The organism is Phenylobacterium sp., from assembly GCF_030698145.1.
GTDB lineage: Bacteria > Pseudomonadota > Alphaproteobacteria > Caulobacterales > Caulobacteraceae > Phenylobacterium.
The window spans coordinates 1-18,238 of record NZ_JAUYNW010000088.1; the positions used below are offsets into that span (position 1 = coordinate 1).

An 18,238-nucleotide genomic window follows, 5' to 3' on the forward strand; every position below is an offset into this window, starting at 1 on the left:
CGCCAACGGCCAGTTCGCCGAGGACCATCCGCTGTCGACGGCGATCATGCCGCTGATCGACGACCGCGAGGCCCTGTTCCTGGCCATGCTGCTGCACGACACCGGCAAGGGCGGGGCGGGCGGCCAGGAGAAGGCCGGGGCGCGGGCCGCGCGCCAGGCCTGCGAGCGGCTGGGCCTGGACCGCAAGCGCATCGAGATGGTGGCCTGGCTGGTGGAGCATCACCTGGTGATGAGCGACTACGCCCAGAAGCGCGACGTCTCCGACCCGCGCACCGTGGCCGACTTCGCTCGCATCGTGGAGACGCCGGAACGGCTTCGCCTGCTGCTGGTCCTGACCGTGGCCGACATCCGCGCGGTGGGCCCGGGCGTCTGGAACGGCTGGAAGGGCCAGCTCATGCGCGAGCTCTACGGCGCCACCGAAGCGGTGTTCCGCGGCGGACGCGGCTCGGACGCCGCCGCCGCCATCCGCCGCTATCACGAGAACGCCGCCTATGACGCCCGCGTGCGGCTGATCGGCGCCGACCCCTCGTCGGAGGCCTGGGCCACGTCCATGGAGGACGCTTACTTCACCTCCTTCACCGACGCCGAGATCCTGACCCACGCTGAGCTTGGCCGCCGCGCCGCCCAGGCGGGCGGCGCCGCGGCCGAGGGCCACATCCGGCCCGGGCTGAACGCCTCGGAAGTGGTGGTCGCCGCGACCGACCGCCAACGGCTGTTTGTCGACCTTGCCGCCGCCATCACCGGGGCCGGCGCCAATGTGGTGGGCGCGCGGGTCTTCACTTCCCGCCAGGGCCAGGCGCTGGACGTGTTCTTTGTGCAAGACGTCACCGGCAAGCCCTACGGGGACGACAATCCCCGGGTGCTGACCAAGCTGGCCCAGACGCTAGAAGCCGCCGGCCGGGGCGAGGCCAGCAAGGCCGAGCCGCGCCGGGTCGCCGACTTCGGCCGCGCGGCGGCCTTCACGATCACGCCGACCGTGATGCTGGACAATGAAGCCTCCGAGGCCTCGACGGTGGTGGAGGCTTCCGGCCGCGACCGGCCGGGCCTGCTGGTGGCGCTGGCGCGCAACATCTCCGAGGCGGGACTGTCGATCCTGTCGGCCCACATCGACGGCTATGGCGAGCGCGCCGTCGACGCCTTCTATGTGGTCGAGGCCGACGGCAAGAAGCTGACCGACGCCAAGAAGATGATCACGCTCAAGGCCCAGCTCATGGCTTCCCTGGAAGAGGTCGAAGCGGCCGCCACGCCCAAGTCGCGCGCCAACATCCAGAAGGCCCGCGCCAGCGTCGCGCGGTAGGGCCACGCGGCGGCTTGACCCTGGCGCCGGGCTCGGCGCACACAAACGCTCGTGACCGCCCCGCCATCCCCTCCGCCCAAGAGCGGCCTGATCCGCTCCTCGCTGGTGCTGTCGGGCCTGACCCTGGTCAGCCGCTTCCTGGGGCTGGCGCGCGACCTGGTGCTGACCGCGCGGCTGGGGGCCAGCGCCACCATCGCCGCCGACGCCTATTATACGGCGCTCTCGTTCCCCAACCTGTTCCGGCGGATCTTCGCCGAGGGCGCCTTCACCTCGGCCTTCGTGCCGGCCTACACCCGCACGCGCGGAGGCGAGGGCCAGGCGGACGCAGACCGGATCGCCTCGGACGCCATGGCCACCCTCGCGGCGGCCACCATCGTCCTGACCCTGGCGGCCCAGCTGGCCATGCCGTGGCTGATGTACGCCATCAATCCGGGGTACGCCGACGACCCGGCCAAGTTCAAGCTGGCCATCGTGCTGACCCAGATCAGCATGCCCTACCTGCCCTGCATGGCGATCGCGGCCCTGCTGTCGGGCGTGCTCAACGCCCATCGCCGGTTCATCGTCACCGGCATCTTCCCGACCATCCTCAACGTGGTGATGCTGGCCGCCGTCCTGCCCCAGGACGATCCGGTCAAGGCGGCCACCGCGGCCTCAGTCGGCATCCCGATCGCCGGCGTGCTGCAGGCGGGCCTCCTGTGGTGGGGCGCCAAGAAGACTGGCGCGCGGATCACGCTTCGCCGGCCCAAGCTGACGCCGGAGATCAAATCGCTGATCAGCATGGCCATCCCCGGCGCCATCGCCGCCAGCGCCGTGCAGATCAACATCTTCATCTCCGGCATCCTGGCCTCCCAGGTGGCCGGAGGCCGGGCCTGGACCGAGGTCGCCGCGCGGCTCTACCAGCTCCCGCTGGGCCTGATCGGCGTGGCGGTCGGCGTGGCCCTGCTGCCCCGGCTGTCCAGCGCCATCCAGTCCGACGACCATGAGGACGCCCAGGTCGCCACCGACCAGGCGGTGATCTTCGCCCTGGCGCTCACCGCCCCGGCCGCCGCGGCCCTGGTGGCCATGCCCTTCTTCCTGATCGACGGGCTGTTCACGCGCGGCGTCTTCACCGTGGAGGACGCCCGCCAGACTGGCCAGATCCTGCTGCAATACGGCTGGGGCGTACCGGCCTTCGTCCTGGCCCGCGTGCTGCAGCCCGCCTTCTTCGCGCGGTCGGACACCAAGGCGCCGATGCGCTTCGGCCTGATCTCGGTGGCGGTGAACATCGTGCTGGGCGTGGCGCTTTTCCAGGTCGTCGGGGTGCAGGGGATAGCCGCGGCCACCAGCGCGGCGGCCTGGCTCAACGTGGTGCAGATGGTGCTGCTGCTGGCCAAGCGCGGCGACTATTCGCCGACCCTGAAGGCCTGGAACCGCATCGCCCGCATCCTGGCCGCCAGCGCGGTGTTCGGCGGCTTGCTGGCCTTCGCCTCCCACGAACGGGCGGCGCTCGAGGCGCCCCTGGCGGGTTTCCGCATGATCGGCCTGGGGCCCAAGGAGATCGCCGTCCTGTCGGTAAGCGCGCTGGGCGTGGCGGTCTATGGCCTGCTGCTGGTGGCCTTTCGCGGCATCACCCCCAGCGAGATTCGCGCCGCCCTGCGTCGCCGCGCGGGCGACGCCCCGGTCCCCACCGACCTCTGACAGGCTTGCCGGGGCTCTCGCGAAGCCTTATTCGCAAGCCCATGGCTCACGGACGAAACACTTGGCGATGGCGCCGCGCCTGACCCCGCCTTCCCGGCGCGCGACGTCGCGCCTCGCTGTCCTCCAATTCGAAGCCTGACCCCATGACCGACCAAGCCCCTCCCGCCTATTCGGGCCCCAACCGCGTGCTGTCCGGCGTGCAGCCCTCCGGCGCCCTGCACCTGGGCAACTATCTCGGCGCCCTGGTGAAGTTCACCCGCCTGCAGCACGAAATGGACACCTTCATCTTCGTCGCCGACATGCACGCCATCACCGTGTGGCAGGACCCCAAGCTCCTGGCCTCCCAGGTCCGCGAGATCGCCGCAGCCTATCTGGCCTCGGGCCTTGACCCCAAGAAGGCCACCATTTTCCCGCAGTCGGCGGTGCCCGAGCACGCCCAGCTCGCCTGGGTGCTCAACTGCGTGGCCCGGCTCGGCTGGTTGGACCGGATGACCCAGTTCAAGGACAAGGCGGGCAAGCACAAGGAGCGCGAGAGCGTCGGGCTCTACACCTATCCGGTGCTCCAGGCCGCCGACATCCTGATCTACAAGGCCACCCACGTGCCGGTCGGCGACGACCAGAAGCAGCACCTGGAGTTGACCCGCGACATCGCCCAGAAGTTCAACCACGACTTCGACGCCCCGGGGTTCTTCCCGCTGCCCGAGGCCCTGACCGAAGGCCCGGGCGCGCGGATCATGTCCCTGCGCGACGGCTCGGCGAAGATGAGCAAGTCCGACCCCTCGGACAATTCGCGGCTCAACCTGCTGGATGACGCCGACACCATCGCCCAGAAGATCCGCAAGGCGCGGACCGATCCCGACCCGCTGCCCGCCACCCTGGAGGAGCTGAAGGACCGGCCCGAGGCGTTGAACCTGATCGGCATCTACGCCGCCCTGGCCGAGCGGACGGCGGCCGATGTCCTGACGGAGTTCACCGGCCAGGGCTTCGGACAGTCGTTCAAGCCGCTGCTGGCCGACCTGGCGGTGGCCAAGTTCGGCGCGATCAGCGGCGAAATGCGACGCCTGATGGCCGATCCGACCGAGATCGACGCCGTCCTGGCCGCGGGCGCGGAAAAGGCGCGGGAGGCCGCGGCGCCGACGCTCGCCGAGGTGAAGAAGATCGTCGGCTACTGGGGAAGCTGAGCCGAGGCTTGCGCGAGGCCGCCCCGCGCGCCACCGTCGCCCCATGAGCCAGCGCAAGTTCCTCGTCATCGCCGACGACAGCCCGGAGTTCCAGGCGGCCCTGCGCTTCGCCTGTCGCCGCGCGCGCTCCACCGGCGGGCACGTGGCCCTGCTGCGGGTCATCGAGCCGGCCGTGTTCGAACACTGGAGCGGCGTGCGCGACGAGATCGAGCGCCAGGCCCGCGAGGAGGCCGAGCAGGCGCTTCAGAAGATGGCCGAATACGTGGTGGAGCAGTCCGGCATGGCGCCGGAGTTCATCATCCTGGACGCTGACAACACCCGCGCGGCCCTGCGCAAGGTGATCTCCGAAGACCCGGCCATCAAGATCCTGGTCCTGGCCGCGGCGGTGGGCGGACGGGGTCCCGGCCCCCTGGTCGCCTCCATCGCCAAGGAAGGCGTCAAGTGGGGGACCCGCAAGGTCCCGGTCACCGTGGTCCCGGGCGACCTGACCGACGACGAGATCGCGGATCTGGCTTAGGTCGGGCGCTCCCAACACCCAAATGCGCGAGTGTGGGACCTCACACGCGAACCTGCAGGCAAGCCGACGCTCCGAAAGCCTGAGAAGGGTGGGTTCCGGACCTCGCCACGGCGTCATACCCTGTCAGTCGGACGAGGGAGCGAGCATGTCAGCGGGCGAATTTCGTATTGGTGTCGAGCTTCCGACGAGCGACGGCGTTGCCGAACTGCTGCTGGAGCGAGACGGGTATTTTGATCGCCTCTATGCCGAGGAAGATCGCAACGCACGCCCGGTCGACCTCGAGGAAAAGGCGCTGGTCTTCATTGCGATCCGCAATGCTGACGAACTTGTCGGTTGCGGCGCGCTAGTGGTGCGCTCCGGCTTTGGTGAGCTGAAGCGTTTCTACCTTCGTGCGGAGTTTCGCGGACAGGGCCTGGGGCGCCGGCTGGTGCAGGTGATCGAAACTGAGGCCCGGCGCCATGGATGTCCCAAGTTGATGCTTGAAACCGGCGCGCTTCAACCCGACGCGATAGCCCTCTATCGAGGTCAGGGCTTCAACGAGCGAGGCCCCTTCGGCGAATACGCCGAAGATCCCCTGAGCGTCTTTATGGAAAAGACCGTGACGCCACGACAGTAATGTCCGCAACGGTCGAAAGCCCCCCTGGGCGTCCTGCCGCTTTTCGGCCGGGGTCGGCGCGTTCAAGCGTTGAGGCCGGGCTCATAGGCTCCAGCCCTCGCCGCAGACGCCGCCAAGCTTGCGATTCCCGCTCCAAAGCGCCACATCTCCCACATGTTCATCCAGACCGAAGTCACCCCGAACCCCGAGGTCCTGAAGTTCCTGCCCGGCCGTGAGATCATGGCCGAGGGCTCGCGGGACTTCCGCAGCGCCGAGGAAGCAGAGGCCTCGCCGCTGGCCACCGACCTGTTCGGCGTCGAGGGCGTGACCCGGGTGTTCTTCGGGACCGACTTCGTCACCGTCGGCAAGGACGCGCAGGTCGACTGGCCGCATCTGAAGGCGCCGATCCTGGCGGCGATCATGGATCACTTCACCTCGGGCCGGCCGCTGTTCTCGGCCAGCGAGGGCGACGACGCCGGCGGCCACGACGACCAGGTCTATGACGGTGAGACCGCCCAGGTGGTGGCCGAGATCAAGGAACTGCTGGACACCCGCATCCGCCCGGCCGTGGCCCAGGACGGCGGCGACATCCTGTTCAACCGCTTCGAGCCCGACACGGGCGTGGTGTGGCTGCACATGCGCGGCGCCTGCTCGGGCTGCCCATCCTCCTCGGCGACGCTCAAGGCCGGCGTGGAAAACATGCTCAAGCACTATGTGCCCGAAGTGACCCGGGTCGAGCAGACGCTCTAGACCTGTGAGCCGGGGGCGAATTCTTCTTCTATCGCTGGCGGCCGCGGCGTTCGCCACGCCATGCCTGGCCGACGAGGACGACTGGCCGGTGCTGAAGGGCGCGCGGGTGGACGGACAGCCGCCGGCCCTGGCGCTGGCCGTCTATCGCGCCCGCGGCGCGACCTTCGGTCTTGGCGTCTATCCCACGGCGGCGGGCGACCTGCTGGCGCGGCGCGTGGGCGTGCGCGACGGCGTGACGACCATCGGCTGGACGACCTCGAAGACCTGCCCGCAACTGGCTCCCGCCCTGGCGGCGCTGGAGCGCGTGCCGGCCCCCCGCATCAGGGCGCCGCGCGCCTCGCCGCCGTCGGGCGGCCGCGACGACACCAGCTATCTCCTTTGGTCGACCGATGTCCGCTGGACGCGCAGCGGCCCCTCCGCCGGCATGGAGCTGCGGACCACGGCAGGACCCCTGGCCGCCTGGGCCGAACGCACGGCCAAGGCGCTGGAGCCCTGCTGGGGCCCGACCCGGCCGTGATCGTCCTCGCCCTCGACACCTGCCTCGGCGCCTGTTCGGCGGCCGTGCTGGACGGCGATCGGGTGCTGGCCGCCAGGGTCGAGCCCATGGCGCGGGGACATCAGGAACGCCTGGCGCCGCTGGTCGCCGAGGTGATGGCGCAGGCCGGGATCGCCTTCGACCGCCTCGACCGCGTCGGCGTCACCGTGGGGCCGGGCTCGTTCACCGGCCTGCGGGTGGGGCTGGCCTTCGCCAAGGGGATCGGCCAGGCGCTCTCGATTCCCGTCGTGGCCGTGGGCACGCTGGAGGCCCTGGCCGCCGGCTCCCCCGGCCGGGTGCTGACGGTGCTCGACGCCAAGCGCGGCCAGGTCTACCTCCAGGCCTTCGCCGACGGCGCCGCGGTCAGCGCGCCCGACGCCCTGCCCATCGAGACCGCCGCGGCGCGGGTGGCGGAGTTCCTCCCCGATATCCTGATCGGCTCCGGCGCGGGCCTATTCGCCGACATGACCCCGTCGGCCCTCGTCCTCGCCGCCGACCACGCCGATCCCGGGGCGGTGGGACGCCTCGCGGCCGCCAAGGCCGAGGTCCCGCCCCGCCCGCTCTATCTGCGCGCGCCCGACGCCCGGCTGCCGGGCGGCAGGCTGCCGCCGCCGTGAGGCTGCGCGGCGCTTGGGGCCATGAGGCCGACGCCCTGGCCGGGGTGCATGGGCGCGCCTTTTCCGGCGGCTGGGCGGCGTCGGAGATCGCGGGACTGCTGGATGGTCCGGGCGGCTTCGCCCTGCTGATCGAGGAGGCCGAACCCCTGGCCTTCATCCTCTGCCGCGCCGTAGCCGGGGAGGCCGAGATCCTCACCCTGGCCGTCGATCCCGCCGCCCGCCGCCGGGGCCTGGCCCTGGCCCTGGTGGAGGCGGCCACAGGCGCTGCGCGGATGGCCGGGGCCCAGACCCTGTTCCTGGAGGTCGCCCACGACAACGCCGCGGCGCGCGGGCTCTACGCCAAGGCGGGTTTCCAGGAGGTCGGGCTGCGGCGCGGATACTACGACCGCGGACCAAATCCACCGGCCAATGCGGTGGTGATGCGTCTCGACCTTGGCCCCTCGGCCTAGGCGCTCTATCTTGCGCGCACCAAGTCGCCAGGAGCCGTTCGTGGACCGGATCGAGAATCTCTGCATCGAAAAGGGCATGCGCATGACCGAGCAGCGCCGCGTGATCGCGCGCGTGCTGTCGCAGGCCCATGACCACCCCGATGTGGAAGAGCTCTATCGCCGCTCCCACGAGGTGGACCCGCACATCTCCATCGCCACGGTCTACCGCACGGTGCGGCTGTTCGAGGAGGCCGGGATCATCGCCCGGCACGACTTCCGAGACGGCCGCTCGCGCTATGAGGAGGCGACCGAGATCCACCACGACCACCTGATCGACATGAAGTCCGGCAAGGTGGTGGAATTCGTCGACGAGGAGATCGAGGCCCTGCAGGAGGCCATCGCCCACAAGCTCGGCTACAAGCTGGTGGATCACCGGCTGGAGCTCTACGGCGTGCCGATCGAGGAGTAGGGCTCATCGCGGGTCTCCGCCTTGCGCCCAACTATCCACAGCCCCATAAACTCGGCCATGTCCGCCCCCACCAAGCGCCTCTTCATCAAGACCTACGGCTGTCAGATGAACGTCTATGACAGCGAGCGCATGGCCGATGTGCTGTCCCCGCTGGGCTACGCCATGACCGAGCGTCCCGAGGACGCCGACCTGGTGGTGCTGAACACCTGCCACATCCGCGAAAAGGCCACGGAGAAGGTCTATTCCGAGCTCGGCTACATCAAGGCCATGAAGCTGGAGCGCCGCGCGGCCGGCTCCGACATGGTGATCGCCGTCGCCGGCTGCGTGGCCCAAGCCGAGGGCGAGCAGATCATGCTGCGCCAGCCGGCGGTGGACCTGGTGGTCGGGCCCCAGGCCTATCACCAGCTTCCCGAACTAATCGCCCGCACCCACCGGGCGCGGGGCGAGCGGCTGGCGGCCGATTTCGCCGCCGACGCCAAGTTCGACGCGCTGCCGACCGAGCGCCGCCCAACCGGGGTCACCGCCTTCCTCACGGTGCAGGAGGGTTGCGACAAGTTCTGCACCTTCTGCGTGGTGCCCTACACGCGCGGTGGGGAGTGGTCGCGGCCGGTGGAGACCATCCTGGCCGAGGCCAGCAGCCTGGCCGAACAGGGGGTCCGCGAGGTCACCCTGCTGGGCCAGAACGTCAACGCCTATACCGGAGAGGGGGGCTTGGCCGGTCTCGCGCGGCGGCTGGCCAAGATCGAGGGCCTGGACCGGATCCGCTACACCACCAGCCATCCGGCCGACATGGACGAGGCCCTGATCGCGGCCCATGCCGAACTGCCGCAGCTCATGCCCTATCTGCACCTGCCGGTGCAGGCGGGGTCCGACAAGATCCTCAAGGCCATGAACCGCGCCCACACCGCTGACAGCTATCTGCGGCTGGTGGAGAAGATCCGCGCCGCGCGCCCCGACATAGCCATGTCCGGCGACTTTATCGTCGGCTTCCCCGGCGAGCGCGACGCCGACTTCGAGGCGACGCTCAACCTGGTTCGCGAGGTCGGCTACGCCACGGCCTTCAGCTTCAAATATTCCCGCCGCCCCGGCACCCCGGCCGCGGCCATGCCCGGCCAGGTGGCCGAGGCGGTCAAGGACGAGCGCCTGGCCCGGCTCAACGCTCTGCTGGACGAGCAGCAGAGGGCCTTCAACCTGAGCCAGGTCGGCCAAGTGCTGCCGGTGCTGTTCGAGAAGAGAGGCCGCCATCCCGGCCAGCTCTCCGGCCGCAGCCCCTATCTGCAGGCGGTCCATGCCGAGGGGCCGGATCGTCTGATCGGCCAGATCGTTCCGGTGCGTATCGAAGCCGCCGCCAAGATGAGCCTGGCCGGCGTCCTGGAACAGGTTCCCGCGTGAGCAAGCCCCCCGAGTTCATCCCCCTGTCCGACGAGGCCTCGCGCGCCGTGGCCGGAACCTCCAGCCGTCACGCGGCCCTGATCGAAGACGCGCTGGACGTGCTGGTCGAGACACCGGGCGGCGGCGTGGCGCTCAGCGGCGACACCAAGGCGCGCGCCAACGCCAAGCAGGTGATCGCCGCCCTGGCCGCCCGCGCCGACGCCGGCCACGAGGTGACCGAGGCCGATGTGCGCGTGGCCATCGGCCAGGCCCGCACCGGCGGCGGCAAGGCGGGCTCCAGCGTTTCGGGCGGCGGCGGCCTGCCGGTCGGCAAGCGCGGCCAGGTCGCGCCCAAGACGCCCGGCCAGGCGCGCTACCTCCAGGCCCTGGCCAAGTGCGAACTGGTGTTCGGCCTGGGCCCCGCCGGCACCGGCAAGACCTTCCTGGCGGTCGCCCACGGGGCGGGCCTGCTGCTGCGCGGTGAGGTCGACCGCCTGATCGTCAGCCGGCCGGCCGTCGAGGCCGGCGAACGGCTCGGCTTCCTGCCGGGCGACCTGTCGGAGAAGGTCGATCCCTATATGGCGCCGGTCTGGGAGGCGCTGACCGACATCCTCGGCGCCGACCAGTTCCGCCGCCGGCGCGACAAGGGCGAGATCGAGGTCGCGCCCATCGCCTTCCTGCGCGGCCGTACGCTCAGCCACGCTTTCGTCATCGTCGACGAGGCGCAGAACACCACGCGCCTGCAGATGAAGATGGTGCTGACCCGGCTGGGCGAGGGCTCGCGCATGGCGGTGACCGGCGATCCCTCGCAGATCGACCTGGTGAACGGCGCCGATTCCGGTCTGGCCCACGCGGTTGGCCTATTGGAAGGCGTCCAGGGCGTTGGCGTGAACCGGTTCACGGTGGAGGACGTGGTGCGCCATCCGATGGTCGAGCGGATCGTGCGAGCCTACGACGCCGACGCCGCACAGCGGGCGCGAAAGCCGTGATCGACATCGAGATTGAGGACGAGGCCTGGATCGCGGGCGAACCTGACGCCGAGGCCCTGGCGCTCGCCGCCGCCCAGGCGACGCTCGCCCATATCGACTTCAGCGAGGGCGGGGTCACCCTGCTGCTGACCGACGACCCGACGGTGCGCGACCTCAACGCACGCTTCCGCCAGAAGGACAGCGCCACAAACGTGCTGTCCTTTCCTGCGCCGCAGAATCCCGAACGGCACCTGGGAGACGTGGCCCTGGCCTACGGCGTCTGCGCCCGCGAATGCGCCGAACAGGGCAAGTCCCTGGCCCACCACCTTCAGCACCTGGTGGCGCACGGGGTGCTGCATCTAGTAGGATACGATCACGAGACCGACGCCGAGGCCGACCAGATGGAAGGTCTTGAGCGCGTCATCCTGGCGGAACTGGGGGTCCCCGACCCTTATGCCGCCGAACAGGGAGACCATGGCTAACTCTTCCGACGGCTCCAGACCGCCCGAACCCGCCAGGCAGAGCCGCGGCGTTCGGGCCTTCTTTCGCAGGCTGCGCGGCAAGGCCGGAGAGGCGCTGACCCTCCCGGCGCCCAACGGCGCCGGCGGCGCCCTGGTCGAACAGGCCGCGGCCTTCCAGACCATGCGGGTGGACGACGTCATGACGCCGCGCGCCGACATCGTCGCCGTCGAGCTCTCGACCCCCTTCTCCGAGGTGGTGGCCCGCTTCGCCGAGGCCGAGCACAGCCGGATGCCGATCTATCGCGAGAGCCTGGACGACCCCGTGGGCGTGATCCACGTCAAGGACATCTTCAAGCTGCTGGCCGGCCGCGGGAAGCGGCCCGATCCGGCCGCCCTCATCCTGCAGAAGCTGCGCCGCGAGGTGCTCTATGTGCCAGGTTCGATGCGTTGCGCCGACCTGCTGCTGCGGATGCAGGCCGAGCGGACCCATATGGCCCTGGTCATCGACGAGTTCGGCGGGACCGACGGCCTGGTGACCATGGAGGACCTGGTCGAGGCGGTGGTCGGCGACATCGATGACGAGCACGACGAGGCGGCCGTGGCCAGCGTCACCCCGCGTCCCGGCGGGGTCTTCGAGGTCGACGGCCGCGCGCCGCTTGAGAAGCTCGAGGCGGCCCTGGACACCGACCTGGCGCCCCCCGACCTTGACGAGGAGATCGACACCGTCGGCGGCCTGGTCTCGGCCCTGGCCGGTCGGGTGCCGCAGCGGGGCGAGGTGATCGCCCACCCGGGCGGCTTCGAGATCCAGGTCCTGGACGCCGATCCCCGGCGGGTGAAGCGGGTGCGGTTCAAGCCGGCCGCCAAGCCCGAAGCCGTGGTCGAGGCCTAGATCCTGAAGCTGTCGCCCTGGATCGCGCGCCTGCTGGCGCTCGCCGCCGGCTTGGCGGCGGGGTTCGCTCATCCGCCCTTCGGCTTGCTGCCCGGCCTGCTGGGCTACGCCCTGTTGCTGAACCTGACCGAGACGAAGGGGGCGCGTCCCCGGCGTTCGGCCTTCTTCCGGGGCTGGCTGGCCGGGGTCGGCTACTTCGCCGTCGGGGTCTGGTGGATCACCGAGCCATTCCAGGTGGACGCCGCCAACCAGGGCTGGATGGCGCCTTTCGCCCTGTTCTTCATGGCGGGCGGCCTGGCCGTGTTCTGGGGCCTGGCGGCCCTGGCCTACCGCTGGCTCGCGCCCCGGGGCGCCTCGCGGGTGCTGGTGTTCGCCGGCCTGCTGGCGGGCGCCGAGTGGCTGCGCGGCCATGTCCTGACCGGCTTTCCCTGGAACCTGCCGGGCGAGACCTGGCCGGCCGGCGGCGCGGTCTCCCAGGCCGCGGCCCTGGTCGGCGTCTATGGCCTGACCTGGATCACCCTGGCGATCGCCGCGGCCCCGGCCCTGGTCCTCGACGCCGCCCCGCGGCGGACGCGCGCCCTGGCCCTGGGCGCCGCCGTCCTGGCCCTGGCCGGCCTCTACGGCGCAGGCGTCGCGCGGCTGGCCCAGCCCCCGGCGGCGGGCGGCCTCCAGGTGCGCATCGTCCAGGCCAATATCGACCAGAAGGACAAGTGGAAGCCTGAAAACCTCGACGCCATCGTGGCGACCTATGTCCGCCTGACCCGGCAGGGCGGCGCGACGCCGGCCATCGTGGTCTGGCCGGAAGGGGCGCTGCCGGCGGTGATCGACGACCTGCTGGCGCCAGGCAGTCCCTATGTCGACCGACTCGCGGGCGCGCTGGCGCCGGGCCAGACCCTGCTGATGGGCGCCAACCGCGCCGGGCTCTCGGCGGGCGGCGGAGCCGACTATTTCAACAGCCTGATCGCCCTGCGCCGCGAGGCGGGCGGGCTGGAGGTGACCGGGGTCTATGACAAGCACCGGCTGGTGCCGTTCGGCGAGTTCCTGCCGTTCGGCGACCTGGCCACCCGGCTGGGGATCCGCAGCCTGGTGCACATGCCCGAGGACTTCACGGCGGGCCCCGAGCCCCGACCGCTGACCCCGCGCGGCCTGCCTGCTGTCCAGCCGATGATCTGCTACGAGGCCCTGTTCCCGGGATTCGCCGCCGAGGCCGCCCGGCGCTCGGGCGTTCGCCCCGCCTGGCTGCTCAATGTCTCCAACGACGCGTGGTTCGGCGCCGCGAGCGGACCGTTGCAGCACCTCAACATCGCCAGCTACCGGGCCATCGAGGAGGGCCTGCCGATCGTGCGGGCCACCCCTACCGGAGTATCGGCGATGATCGACGCCCATGGCCGCGCCCTCGCCAAGCTCGGGCTCGGTACGGAAGGCGTGATCGACGCCGTGCTGCCCGCGGCGCTGCCGCCGACCCCCTACTCGCGGTTCGGCGACGGTGGTTTTGTGCTGATGTTGCTCGTTTCGGGGGCGAGTCTTGCGCGGGCGCGCGCCAAGCGGCCGACTTGAACTGACATAACAGTCAATTTTTTGACGGTCGGCCTTCCCTTCGTCTAGGGTTAAGCATGGCCAAGGAAACAGATCCTGCCCCCAACCCGGTCGACCTGCATGTGGGTCTGCGCATCCGCCTGCGTCGCAAGGAGATGGGCGTCAGTCAGGAGAAGCTGGCCGAGGCCATCGGCCTGACCTTCCAACAGGTGCAGAAGTACGAGCGGGCCGCCAACCGGGTCTCGGCCTCGAAGCTCTATGAGATGGCCCGGGCGCTGAAAACCTCGATCGCCTACTTCTATGAGGGCCTGCCGCAAGGCGACGAAGAGGGTCTGGAAAGCGCCCAGAGCCGCCCCACCGCCCAGGCCTTCCTGCTGACCGCGGAGGGGTTGGAGCTCGCCGACACCTTTCCGCGCATCCGCCGCTCCCGGGTGCGCCGCCGGATCCTGGACCTGGTCAGGGCCATGGTCGAGGAAGACGACGAGGCCTGACGCCTAGCCTCGCGTCCACCGGTCTCGCTTGCGGGATATAAAGATTCCTTTATAGGTTCGCGCCGACGTTCAGTCGGATCGCCCGGGGTGGTGGTCTGCGCCCATTTTCCGGAGCTATCGTCTTGAGCCGTTCCTCCTACATCTTCACCAGCGAAAGCGTGTCCGAAGGCCATCCGGACAAGGTGGCCGACCGCATTTCCGATACGGTCGTCGACGCCTTCCTGGCCGCCGAGCCGCAGGCGCGGGTGGCCTGCGAGACCCTGGTCACCACCAACCGCATCGTGCTGGCGGGCGAGGTCCGGGCCGGCAAGCCGGGCGCCTCCAAGGCTGAGAACAAGCAGCTCACCAAGGACATCCTCGCCAGCCTGGAACCCAAGGTCCGGGCCGCGGTCAAGGACATCGGCTACGAGCAGAAGGGCTTTCACTGGCAGAAGGCGAAGTTCCAGAACTTCCTCCACGCCCAGTCGGCCGACATCGCTGTGGGCGTCGACTCAACCGACAAGAAGGAAGAGGGCGCGGGCGACCAGGGGATCATGTTCGGCTACGCCTGCGACGAGACCCCGTCGCTCATGCCGGCCACCCTGCAGTTCTCCCACGACATCCTGAAGCGCCTGGCCGAGGTCCGTCACTCGGGCGAGTGCGAGGCCCTGGAGCCCGACGCCAAGAGCCAGGTCACGGTGCTGTACCAGGACGGCCGGCCGGTTGAGATCCTGAAGATCGTAGTCTCCACCCAGCACAAGAAGAAGATCGGCGACTTCGCCGCCAACTCCAAGCGCATCCAGGCGCTGATCAAGCCCTATGTGGAAGCCGTCCTGCCCTCGGGCCTGGTGACCAAGAAGACCAAGTGGCATGTCAACCCGACCGGCCGCTTCCTGATCGGCGGCCCGGACGGCGACGCCGGCATCACCGGCCGCAAGATCATCGTCGACACCTATGGCGGCGCTTCGCCCCACGGCGGCGGCGCGTTCTCCGGCAAGGACCCCACCAAGGTGGACCGTTCGGCGGCCTATGCCTGCCGCTACCTGGCCAAGAACGTCGTGGCCGCTGGCCTGGCGCGCAAGTGCACCATCCAGATCAGCTACGCCATCGGCGTGGCCGACCCGCTGTCGTTCTATGTGGACCTGCACGGCACCGGCGAGGTCGATCCGGCCAAGCTGGAGCTGGCGCTGCCGGAGATGATCGGCGGCGCCACGCCGCGCGCCATCCGCGAGCACCTGGGCCTCAACCGCCCGATCTACGCCCGCACCGCGGCCTATGGCCACTTCGGCCGCCAGCCCGACAACGAGGGCGGCTTCTCCTGGGAAAAGACCGACCTGGTCGACCAGCTGAAGGGTCTCGCCTAGTCCAAGGATCGGCCGCGCGCCCGGAGCCGGGCGCGCGGCCTTCTCCTATTCCAGGTTCAGCACGCCCACGACCTGCGGCCAGTCCGAGGTCGGGTGCGGGTTCTCCTCGATCGTCATGCCGAGGCGTCGCATGACCGCGATCGAGGCGCGATTGTCCCGCTCGGTGGTGGCGACCAGCCGCTCGACCCGCAAGCCATCCACGGCATAGCCGACGAGAGCCGTTGCCGCCTCGGTCGCGAAGCCCGAGCCTTGCGCCTTCGGCCGCAGCGCCCAGAACAGCCCCATTTCCGGCCGTACGCGCTCGTCCGTCCTGCCGCCGAAGGCGGGAAGCTGCCCAAAAGCGGCGAGGGACGGCACGAGCCCCACCAGCCCGAGAAAAGCGCCGTCCGCCCGGCGTTCGATGGCGCGCTCGCCGTAGGGCGGCTGATGAAGGGCGGCCAGTTCGCGATAGCTGTCGATGGTCCAGGCCAGCCAGGAGGCCCGCCGGACGCGATTGGCCGCCAGGTCCAGCTCGTGGTCGATCCAGTCGATCTCGACATAGAGGCGGTGGCAGTCCTCGAGGTCGCCGCTAACGAGCGGCCGGATACGCAGGCGCTCGGTTTCGAGCGTGGGGATGATTTTCAAGGTTGGAGCTTTCAACGACTGATGAGGCGGCAGCCCGCGCGCGGCGAGCTGTCTCGCCGCCTGCGATGTCGGGCCGGTGACGTCCGCGCGCTGCGCGGCGTCGGATCACACAATCGATGACATGGCCGCAGGCTAGGCGCGCGGGCCTAGCCTGGTCAACCGCACCGCATTCCCTCGACGGCGGGACCGCGCTAGAGGGCGACCATGGAAGAGACCGCCCACCCGCTGATGCGCTCCTATGGGCGCATCAAGTCGCGCCCGATCAAACCGCGGCAGGCCGCCCTGGTGGAGAGCCTGTTGCCGCAGATCCGCGCGCCCCAGGCGCCGTTCGATCCGCGCGACCTCATGCCGGAGGCCCGCGAGGTCTGGCTGGAGATCGGCTTCGGCGGCGGCGAGCACATGGCCGCCCAGGCCGGCCGCGCGCCCGACGTGCTGATCATCGGCTGCGAGCCGTTCCTCAACGGCGTGGCCAGCGCCGTGCGCCATGTCTCCGAGCAGGGCCTGAAGAACGTCCGCATCCAGGACGGCGACGCGCGCGAGCTGGTCGCCCACCTGCCGGACGCCTGCCTCGCCCGGGTGTTCATCCTGTTCCCCGACCCCTGGCCCAAGGCGCGCCACCACAAGCGGCGCATCGTCCAACCGGAGATGCTGGAGGACCTGGCGCGAGTGATGAAGCCGGGCGCGCGGCTGCGCTTCGCCACCGACGTAGCGGGCTATGCCGACTGGGCCCTGGAGCGGGTGCTGGCCTCGCCGCACTTCGACTGGACGGCGCAGGCGGCCGACGACTGGCGCACGCCCCCTGCCGACCACGTCACAACCCGCTATGAGGAGAAACGCCTGGGCGACTGCGCCCCGGTGTTCTTCGACTTCGTGCGGGCCTAGCCGCCCGTCCAACCCTTACCGGCGGCGTCGGCGCGCGCGATGCCCTGGCGGATCAGCTCGCCGGTCTCTTCCGGATCGGCCCAGCGGACGATCTCCACGGACTTGCCCTTTTCCAGGTCCTTATAGTGCTGGAAGAAGTGGGCGATCTGCTCGGTGAGGATAGCCGGCAGGCTGCGCCATGAGTCCACGCCGGCATAGAACGGGTGCAGCTTGTCCACCGGCACCGCCAGGACCTTCTCATCGCCGCCGGCTTCGTCGACCATCATCAGGGTGCCGATCGGCCGCACGCGGATCACCGCGCCGGGCACCACCGGGGTCGGGCCAACCACCAGCACGTCCATCGGATCGCCGTCGTCGGACAGGGTGTGGGGGATGAAGCCGTAATTGCCCGGATAGTACATGGCCGTGTGCAGGAAGCGGTCGACGAAGATCGCTCCGGATTCCTTGTCCAGCTCGTACTTCACCGGCTCGCCGCCCTGCGGGATCTCGATGATGGCGTTGACGTCGTAGGGCGGGTTCACGCCGGTGGGGATCTTGGTGATGTCCATGGGGAGGAGGACCTTGTCCGAACACAAAAAAGGAAGCGGCCGGTGTGTGGACTATTCGCGCGCTCCGGAAAAGGGCGCGGCGCCCGGGTCGCGTCGATTTGGCCGGGTCTGATGCAAAATCCTCCGCCGCGAGGGCGATCCCCGGCTTGACGCCCAGGCCCCAGGCGCAATGCTCGGGAAGCCCGAGGACGCGATGCTGACTCTCGACCACCTGGCGATCTGGACCGAGCAGCGCGACCGCCTCACCCGGCGCCTCTCCGACCTGACCGGGTTTCCGATCCTGGACGGCTTCGCGCCGGAAGGCCGCCCGGTCGCGCGCGGCGTGCGGTTCGTCGACGGCGCCTTCGTCGACCTGCACCAGGTCGGGGATGGCCAGCCGGCGGGCCAGGTGCTTCTCGGCCTGAGGGGCGAGGTCGACGCCGTAGAGGCCCTGGCGCTGCGCCAGGGCTGGGGGGTGCGGGTCGGCCGATGGGCGGAGGCGACCGACGGCTCGCCGTGGTCGATCCTGTCCTTCCGCCGTGGGCAGGGGATCCTGACCCAACTCTTCGTGATCGAATATGGACCACGTCCCCAGGCCTGGGCCTCGCCGGTCTTCGACCAGCCCCTGTACGACCCCGTGAACGCCGCCCCGCAGGGCGCGGCCCTACGTCGCGTCTGGCTGCGGACGGCCGATCCGCGGGCGTCCGGTGCGATCCTGGAAGCTCTGGGGTTCGTCGCGGCGGGGCAGATCGCCTCGCGCCTCGAGCCCGGCGTGGGCCGGCTTTTCCGGGGCGCGGCCGGGGACCTCGTGCTGACGCTTGGCGCCGACGAGGCGGTGATCCGCTTCGATCTCGACGGGCCCGCCCCTCCGTCCTGCGAGCCGATCACCGAGCGCCTGCGTCTCGTGGTCGGCGACACCCCGTGACAAGCCGCCGGCCCCGCGCTATATAGGCCTCCACATCGTCCGTTAGCGCTGGATAGCGCCTACGAGCGGCAGGCTTCGGCCCGGCCGCTTTTTTGTTGCCGGAGAGCGGCCAAGCTTATGCGTGGCAAGACCGCAGAAGATCAAAAGCTCCTGGA

21 protein-coding genes are annotated in these 18,238 nt (G+C 70.1%); 19 read left to right on the forward strand and 2 right to left on the reverse strand.

Annotation, left to right across the window (positions count from 1 at the left end; translation table 11 throughout):
* From Q8Q77_RS13180 to metK, 17 genes are all read left to right on the forward strand, one after another.
* The coding region (locus Q8Q77_RS13180) for an HD domain-containing protein (RefSeq protein WP_305584060.1) at positions 1-1,297 on the forward strand (1,297 nt) is incomplete at its 5' end.
* Between the two features lie 51 nt (positions 1,298-1,348).
* Positions 1,349-2,974: a murein biosynthesis integral membrane protein MurJ gene (murJ, locus tag Q8Q77_RS13185; protein WP_305584062.1), complete on the forward strand. Its 1,626-nt coding sequence runs from the start codon at positions 1,349-1,351 to the stop codon at positions 2,972-2,974.
* A gap of 143 nt (positions 2,975-3,117) precedes the next feature.
* A complete protein-coding gene (gene trpS, locus Q8Q77_RS13190; protein ID WP_305584064.1) occupies positions 3,118-4,155 on the forward strand; it encodes a tryptophan--tRNA ligase in 1,038 nt (345 codons plus the stop codon).
* A gap of 43 nt (positions 4,156-4,198) precedes the next feature.
* Positions 4,199-4,672, forward strand: coding sequence for a universal stress protein (locus tag Q8Q77_RS13195; RefSeq protein ID WP_305584066.1), 474 nt, complete (start codon positions 4,199-4,201; stop codon positions 4,670-4,672).
* A gap of 145 nt (positions 4,673-4,817) precedes the next feature.
* On the forward strand, positions 4,818-5,288 hold the full coding sequence (locus Q8Q77_RS13200; RefSeq protein WP_305584067.1) for a GNAT family N-acetyltransferase: 471 nt from the start codon (positions 4,818-4,820) through the stop codon (positions 5,286-5,288).
* A 153-nt stretch (positions 5,289-5,441) separates the two neighbouring features.
* Entirely contained in the window at positions 5,442-6,017 is a 576-nt protein-coding gene (locus Q8Q77_RS13205; protein ID WP_305584069.1) for a NifU family protein, read from the forward strand.
* Between the two features lie 4 nt (positions 6,018-6,021).
* Positions 6,022-6,534: a hypothetical protein gene (locus Q8Q77_RS13210; RefSeq protein WP_305584070.1), complete on the forward strand. Its 513-nt coding sequence runs from the start codon at positions 6,022-6,024 to the stop codon at positions 6,532-6,534.
* Positions 6,534-7,169, forward strand: a complete 636-nt coding sequence (tsaB, locus tag Q8Q77_RS13215; protein WP_305584086.1) for a tRNA (adenosine(37)-N6)-threonylcarbamoyltransferase complex dimerization subunit type 1 TsaB — start codon at positions 6,534-6,536, stop codon at positions 7,167-7,169. The genes Q8Q77_RS13210 and tsaB overlap by 1 nt, the downstream gene beginning before the upstream one ends.
* On the forward strand, positions 7,166-7,618 hold the full coding sequence (locus tag Q8Q77_RS13220) for a GNAT family N-acetyltransferase (RefSeq protein ID WP_305584071.1): 453 nt from the start codon (positions 7,166-7,168) through the stop codon (positions 7,616-7,618). The genes tsaB and Q8Q77_RS13220 overlap by 4 nt, the downstream gene beginning before the upstream one ends.
* A 40-nt stretch (positions 7,619-7,658) precedes the next feature.
* Entirely contained in the window at positions 7,659-8,066 is a 408-nt protein-coding gene (locus Q8Q77_RS13225) for a Fur family transcriptional regulator (RefSeq protein WP_305584072.1), read from the forward strand.
* Positions 8,067-8,123: 57 nt separating this feature from the next.
* On the forward strand, positions 8,124-9,458 hold the full coding sequence (miaB, locus tag Q8Q77_RS13230) for a tRNA (N6-isopentenyl adenosine(37)-C2)-methylthiotransferase MiaB (protein WP_305584074.1): 1,335 nt from the start codon (positions 8,124-8,126) through the stop codon (positions 9,456-9,458).
* Entirely contained in the window at positions 9,455-10,426 is a 972-nt protein-coding gene (locus Q8Q77_RS13235) for a PhoH family protein (RefSeq protein ID WP_305584076.1), read from the forward strand. Before miaB ends, Q8Q77_RS13235 begins: the two co-directional genes overlap by 4 nt.
* Complete coding sequence (gene ybeY, locus Q8Q77_RS13240) at positions 10,423-10,887, forward strand: rRNA maturation RNase YbeY (protein WP_305584077.1); 465 nt, start codon at positions 10,423-10,425, stop codon at positions 10,885-10,887. The genes Q8Q77_RS13235 and ybeY overlap by 4 nt, the downstream gene beginning before the upstream one ends.
* The gene (locus tag Q8Q77_RS13245; protein WP_305584078.1) at positions 10,880-11,755 is read left to right on the forward strand and encodes a hemolysin family protein; all 876 of its coding nucleotides are present in this window, start codon (positions 10,880-10,882) and stop codon (positions 11,753-11,755) included. The genes ybeY and Q8Q77_RS13245 overlap by 8 nt, the downstream gene beginning before the upstream one ends.
* Positions 11,756-13,312 (forward strand): apolipoprotein N-acyltransferase, encoded by a 1,557-nt coding sequence (gene lnt / locus Q8Q77_RS13250; RefSeq protein WP_371130454.1) that lies wholly within the window; start codon positions 11,756-11,758, stop codon positions 13,310-13,312.
* A gap of 56 nt (positions 13,313-13,368) precedes the next feature.
* Positions 13,369-13,782, forward strand: coding sequence for a helix-turn-helix domain-containing protein (locus tag Q8Q77_RS13255; RefSeq protein ID WP_305584080.1), 414 nt, complete (start codon positions 13,369-13,371; stop codon positions 13,780-13,782).
* A gap of 122 nt (positions 13,783-13,904) precedes the next feature.
* Complete coding sequence (gene metK / locus Q8Q77_RS13260) at positions 13,905-15,125, forward strand: methionine adenosyltransferase (protein WP_305584081.1); 1,221 nt, start codon at positions 13,905-13,907, stop codon at positions 15,123-15,125.
* Between the two features lie 45 nt (positions 15,126-15,170).
* On the opposite strand, the gene Q8Q77_RS13265 is transcribed toward metK, so the two are convergent.
* Complete coding sequence (locus Q8Q77_RS13265; RefSeq protein ID WP_305584082.1) at positions 15,171-15,749, reverse strand: GNAT family N-acetyltransferase; 579 nt, start codon at positions 15,747-15,749, stop codon at positions 15,171-15,173.
* 204 nt (positions 15,750-15,953) lie between these two features.
* Here Q8Q77_RS13265 and trmB point away from each other — a divergent pair, with 204 nt between their 5' ends.
* On the forward strand, positions 15,954-16,631 hold the full coding sequence (gene trmB, locus Q8Q77_RS13270) for a tRNA (guanosine(46)-N7)-methyltransferase TrmB (protein WP_305584083.1): 678 nt from the start codon (positions 15,954-15,956) through the stop codon (positions 16,629-16,631).
* Here the strand turns inward: trmB and ppa are convergent.
* Positions 16,628-17,179: an inorganic diphosphatase gene (gene ppa, locus Q8Q77_RS13275; protein WP_305584084.1), complete on the reverse strand. Its 552-nt coding sequence runs from the start codon at positions 17,177-17,179 to the stop codon at positions 16,628-16,630. The genes trmB and ppa overlap by 4 nt on opposite strands.
* Before the next feature lie 193 nt (positions 17,180-17,372).
* Between ppa and Q8Q77_RS13280 the strand changes: the two genes are divergently transcribed.
* Complete coding sequence (locus Q8Q77_RS13280; protein WP_305584085.1) at positions 17,373-18,083, forward strand: hypothetical protein; 711 nt, start codon at positions 17,373-17,375, stop codon at positions 18,081-18,083.
* Positions 18,084-18,238: the final 155 nt, after the last annotated feature.